Below are 4,754 nucleotides of genomic sequence, written 5' to 3' on the forward strand. Positions count from 1 at the left end.
GGGCTACCTTCCCCGAGTCCGGTTAGTCCCACTTGACTATACAAAGGCGGTTTCGTCGTGACAGCGGGTGGGTTCGCCGGTTAGGCCCGAGGCGCGCCGAGGCGTACCAGATCGCGCTGCATCTGGTCGATCTCCATCGACTGGGCGAGCACCATCGCCCTGGCCATCGCCCGTACCCGGTCCTCACCGGCGTGCATCGCCGCGTACTGGGCCATGGCCAGCCCCCCACGATGGTGGCGCACCATCAGGGTGAGGAAGAGGACGTCGAGGTCATGGCCCCGGATCGAGGCCAGCCGTTGCAGCTCGGCGGGGGTCGCCATGCCCGGCATGCGCGCGGTGTCCCGCGGGTCGCTGGACGCGTCCTCCGCCGCATCCTCGGCCAGGCCCGGCATGTCCATGCCGGGCCTGGCGGCGCCGTGACCGTCATGACCATCCTGCCCGCCCGAGGCCCCGTTGACGGTGCGGGAGTCCCGCATCCACCGCATCGGTATCCCGGAGGTGGACTGGGGCCGTCCCCATCCGGACAGCCACGAGGACATGATGCCGATCTCGCGTTGCTGGGTCAGCGCGATGTCCTGGGCCACGCTGCGGGTGTCCTGGTCACCGCCGTGACTGAACTCGATCATGGCCATCTGCACCGCCTGGGCGTGATGCTCGGACATGTCCCGGGCGAAGCCGACGTCGACCGACCCCTCAGCCGGTGGCCGGCTGGCGAGGTTGCCCAGCGCCGCGCCGGCCGCCAGCAGGCCGGCTACCACGGCGAGCATCACCGGCGCCCACCACAGCCGGCTTCGGGCCCAGCGGCGTCGCGGCCGCGCGTCACTCCCGCGCGCCGCATCGCCGTCGCTGGCCGGCGGGTCGTCGCCGGCTGGCCGGTCGTCGTTCGCCGTCGTCATGATCACCTCGGTTGGGCGGGTGAGTTGCCCGGGCAGGTGGTCAAACGTGCAGGTGGGAGTTGAAGACGAACGTCCGCTTGCCCACCTGGACGCGGGTGCCGGGGATCAGGGGAGCCGGCTGGTGCGGGCTCAGCGGCGTCCACACGGTCGCCTCCGGCGGGGCGATGTAAGTGCCGTTCGCCGAACCTTGATCGGTGATGACCGCGTCCCAGCCGTTGAGGGTGATGATGGCGTGTACCCGGGAGACCGCGCTCTCGCCGTCCTCGACCGGCAGCGCCCGTGCCTTCCCGGCCCGGACCGCATCGTCGCGGTCCGGCTGGCGGCCGATCACCAGGTCCATGTCGACGTTCATGGTCTGGCCGTCGTCGAAGACGAGGACGCCGACGGGCGGCCGGGGGCCCCAGACCGTGCGGGTGTTCTGCTGGGCGAGCGACAGGCCGCACTCGGAGCAGTACGGCGCCTGCCGGTGGTTGAAGTGGCCGTTGGCGCACAGCACGCCCTCGACCTGAGGCTCGCCGCTGCTCGGCAGCATCGTCGGTGCCTCGTCGTCCTCGATGAGGTCGGAGACGGTGAAGCTCTGGCCCGGGAGCTGGGTCAGGGCGTCGTGCTCGTCGTCGGTGAGGTCGTCGCCCAGATCGTCGGAGAGGCCCTCGCGGTGGCCGACGGGCCCGGCGTGGCCGGCGTGGCCGTGCCTGCCACCCAGATCGCTCCCGGCACGCGGGATCGAGTCACGCTGGGCCAGCTCGGTGGGCGGATCCTCGTCGAGCTCGTCAAGGTCGGCCGCCTGCGTCGGTTCGGCGGCGGCGCGGCGCCGGTGGGCCTCCTCCTCCTTGCTGAGCAGGGGGGCGAGCGCCGGCGGGGTGGTCGACATCGGATCGGGGGCGCGAGTTCCCGGCGTGGGGATGGGCGCGGCGCCGGTCATCGGCTCCCGGACCGGATCGAACCCGGCAAGCAGCTGCTCGGCGGAGGCCTTCGGCGCGGGCAGCGACGGCGTGTCGCTGAGCAGCAGACTCACCCCGATCCCGGGCACGGCCCCGATGCGCAGGTCGAGCGGGAAACCGAGATCGCCGAGCCCGCCGGGGAAACCCGTCGGCCCGACCATGCCGGTGGGGCCGACGTCGATCCGGCTGATCTCGGTGGGCAGCAGCCGGTCGACCCACGTGGCCGAGTCGACGCCGGAGAGCGTCACCCCGGAGCTGCCCGTCGCGACGACGTCCATCGCCCCGTGGACCAGCGCGGCGACCCGGTCATTGACCGTGGTCAGCAGGCTGAAGTCGGGCACCCGATCCGGATCGGCGTCGGCCAGCAGCCCTGCGACCCGGCGCACCAGCCGGCGACCCATGGTCGACGCGGTGGCGCCCACCTCGGCGGCGACCTCGGCGCACAGCGCCAGCAGCCTGGTGGTCGTCTCGGCCGTCTCCGACCGGCTGGCACGGGCGACGATGAGTGCGCCGGGCAGCCGGACGACCACTCCCGCCCGATCTCCGCGCCCGGATTCCACGACCACCCGGAAACGGTCCAGTCCCGCCATGACCTCGCCCCTCGTATCCCGCACCTCGAAGGATCCCGACCTTGAAGGATCCCGCACTCCGAACATCGGTGCCGATCTTCAGGCTATCGGCTCCGGTGCGTATCCTCGCCGCCTATCCTGCCGTGCCGCGCCGGCACCGGAAACCGCCCGTCACCGCACACCCGTGGTCACCGCACACCCGTCCTCGGGTCGGTCACCCCAGCGCGCGGTCGAGATGGATCGCGGCACTGATCAGGGCGAGGTGGGTGAACGCCTGCGCGAAGTTGCCGAGCGCCTCCCCGGAGGAACCGATCTCCTCGGCGTAGAGCCCCACGTGGTTGGCGTAGGTGAGCATCTTCTCGAAGACCATCCGGGCCTCGGCGACCCGACCGGCCCGGGTCAGTGCCTCCACGTACCAGAACGAGCACAGGTTGAAGGTGCCCTCGTCACCCGTGAGGCCGTCGCTGCCGTCCGCGGCGTACCGGCGCACCAGACTGTCGCTGACCAGGTCCCCGCTGAACCGTTCCAGGGTCGACAGGAACCGGGGGTCGGTGGGGCCGGAGAACTTCACCAGCGGCATGCACAGCAGGGATGCGTCCATCCGTGGTGAGCCGGGGAACTCCATGTAGGCGCCGCGGGTGGGGTTCCACGCCTCGTTCTGGACGAACCGGTAGGCCTGCCCGGCGTAGTCCTTCCATTCGTTCGTCGGCCCGGGCAGGCCACGCTGGCGCGAGATCCGGCAGGCCCGTTCGAAGGCGACCCAGGTCATCACGGCTGAGTAGGTGAAGCGCTGGCGCCCACCCCGGGTCTCCCAGATGCCCTCGTCCGGTTCGTCCCAGTGCTTGGCCAGCCAGTCGAGCTGGCGGCCCAGCGCCTCCCAGAGCTGGAAGGAGATCGGGACCTGCTTGTTGTACAGGTACACCGAGTCCATCAGCTCGCCGTAGATGTCGAGCTGGAGCTGTGTGGCGGCGGCGTTGCCGACGCGCACCGGCTTCGAGCCGCGATAGCCGGACAGCTGGTCGAGGACCAGCTCGTCCAGGTCGGCGTTGCCGTCCACGCTGTAGAGCACGTAGAGCCCGGAGTCCTTGGGTGCCTCGTGACATCGCTGTTCGAGCCAGTCCATGAACGCCGCGGTCTCGTCGGTGAAGCCGAGCGCCATCAGCGCGTACACCGTGAAGGCCGCGTCGCGGATCCAGGTGTAGCGGTAGTCCCAGTTGCGCACGCCGCCGAGCTCCTTGGGTAGCGAGGTGGTCGGCGCGGCCACCAGCGCCCCGGTGGGCCGGTAGACGAGCAGTTTGAGGACGAGAGCGCTGCGTAGCACCATCTCCCGCCACCGGCCGTGATAGCGCCCGCGCCGGATCCAGGCCTGCCAGTAGTTCAGCGTCCGGGTGAACAACGTCTCCGCCTCACCGATGATCAATGGGCGGATGGTCGAGTTCCACTCGAGCACGATGTCGGCACACTCGCCCATCGCCAGCTCGAACTCGGCGACCACGGCCGTGGCCTCGACGCGCAGCGGCAGGGCCGTGCGCAGCACAAGGGTGCCGGCGGTCGACTCGAACACCGCGCCCGAACCGGGTACCAGGGTGACGGTGTGCGGGGCTCGGCCGTAGTCGAACCGGGGGTCGCAGCGCAGCCGGAACGTGGCGGTTCCACGCACCGCTCGCGCCTGGCGGACCACGACGTGCGGCGTCTCGGTGACGTCGCTGTCCACCGGGACCATGAAATCGATGACCTCACCGACCGCGCGGGGGGCGAGGAAACGGGTCATCAGGATGTTCGAGTCGGGTAGGTAGAGCTGCCTGGCCCGGGAGTCCGGACAGTGGATGCGGAACGATCCGCCACGGTCGGCGTCCAGCAGACTCGCGAAAACCGACGGCGCGTCGAAGCGATGCGGGCAGTACCAGTCGATCGTGCCGTCCGTGGCGACCAGGGCCACGGTACGCAGGTCGCCGATGACCGCGTGCTCTTCGATGGGCGGATAGTCGGTGTCGGGCATTCGTGGGCTCCGCGAAACGTGACCGGCCGAGGTCGGCCGTGGGGGTTGCGGGACAGGGGGGAGGATGGACCACGTTGTCGCGGCCCGCCGGGAGCCGCCCGCGTCCTCCGACCGCCGCCGGTCGCCACGCGATTCGGTGGCAACCAGGCGAAGGTAACCCGTTGCGGAGTCCACGGGACCATGACCGGGCGTAAGCCACAGTGGCCGCGGCGAGCCGGTGAACGTGCGATGCCGGCGGTGGTTCGCGGCCACATCGGTGGCTACCAGGATCGTTGGGACCGGTTCACCGGTGGGGAACGGTAGTTTCCGGCGCGGGTGTGCGGGTGTTGCCGGATGCGCCCTGGTGGGG

At 70.7% G+C, this 4,754-nt stretch carries 3 protein-coding genes; all 3 read right to left on the bottom strand.

Annotated elements, in window-relative coordinates; all coding sequences use genetic code 11:
- Positions 1 to 80: 80 nt before the first annotated feature.
- The 3 genes from ACY45C_RS20065 to ACY45C_RS20075 all read right to left on the bottom strand — a co-directional run bounded on the left by ACY45C_RS20065 (position 81) and on the right by ACY45C_RS20075 (position 4,405).
- On the bottom strand, positions 81 to 896 hold the full coding sequence (locus ACY45C_RS20065) for a DUF305 domain-containing protein (RefSeq protein ID WP_462189113.1): 816 nt from the start codon (positions 894 to 896) through the stop codon (positions 81 to 83).
- A 40-nt stretch (positions 897 to 936) separates the two neighbouring features.
- Positions 937 to 2,427, bottom strand: a complete 1,491-nt coding sequence (locus ACY45C_RS20070) for an FHA domain-containing protein (RefSeq protein ID WP_462189114.1) — start codon at positions 2,425 to 2,427, stop codon at positions 937 to 939.
- Between the two features lie 193 nt (positions 2,428 to 2,620).
- On the bottom strand, positions 2,621 to 4,405 hold the full coding sequence (locus tag ACY45C_RS20075; protein ID WP_462189115.1) for a glycoside hydrolase family 15 protein: 1,785 nt from the start codon (positions 4,403 to 4,405) through the stop codon (positions 2,621 to 2,623).
- Positions 4,406 to 4,754: the final 349 nt, after the last annotated feature.

Source organism: Frankia sp. CcWB2, from assembly GCF_977927585.1.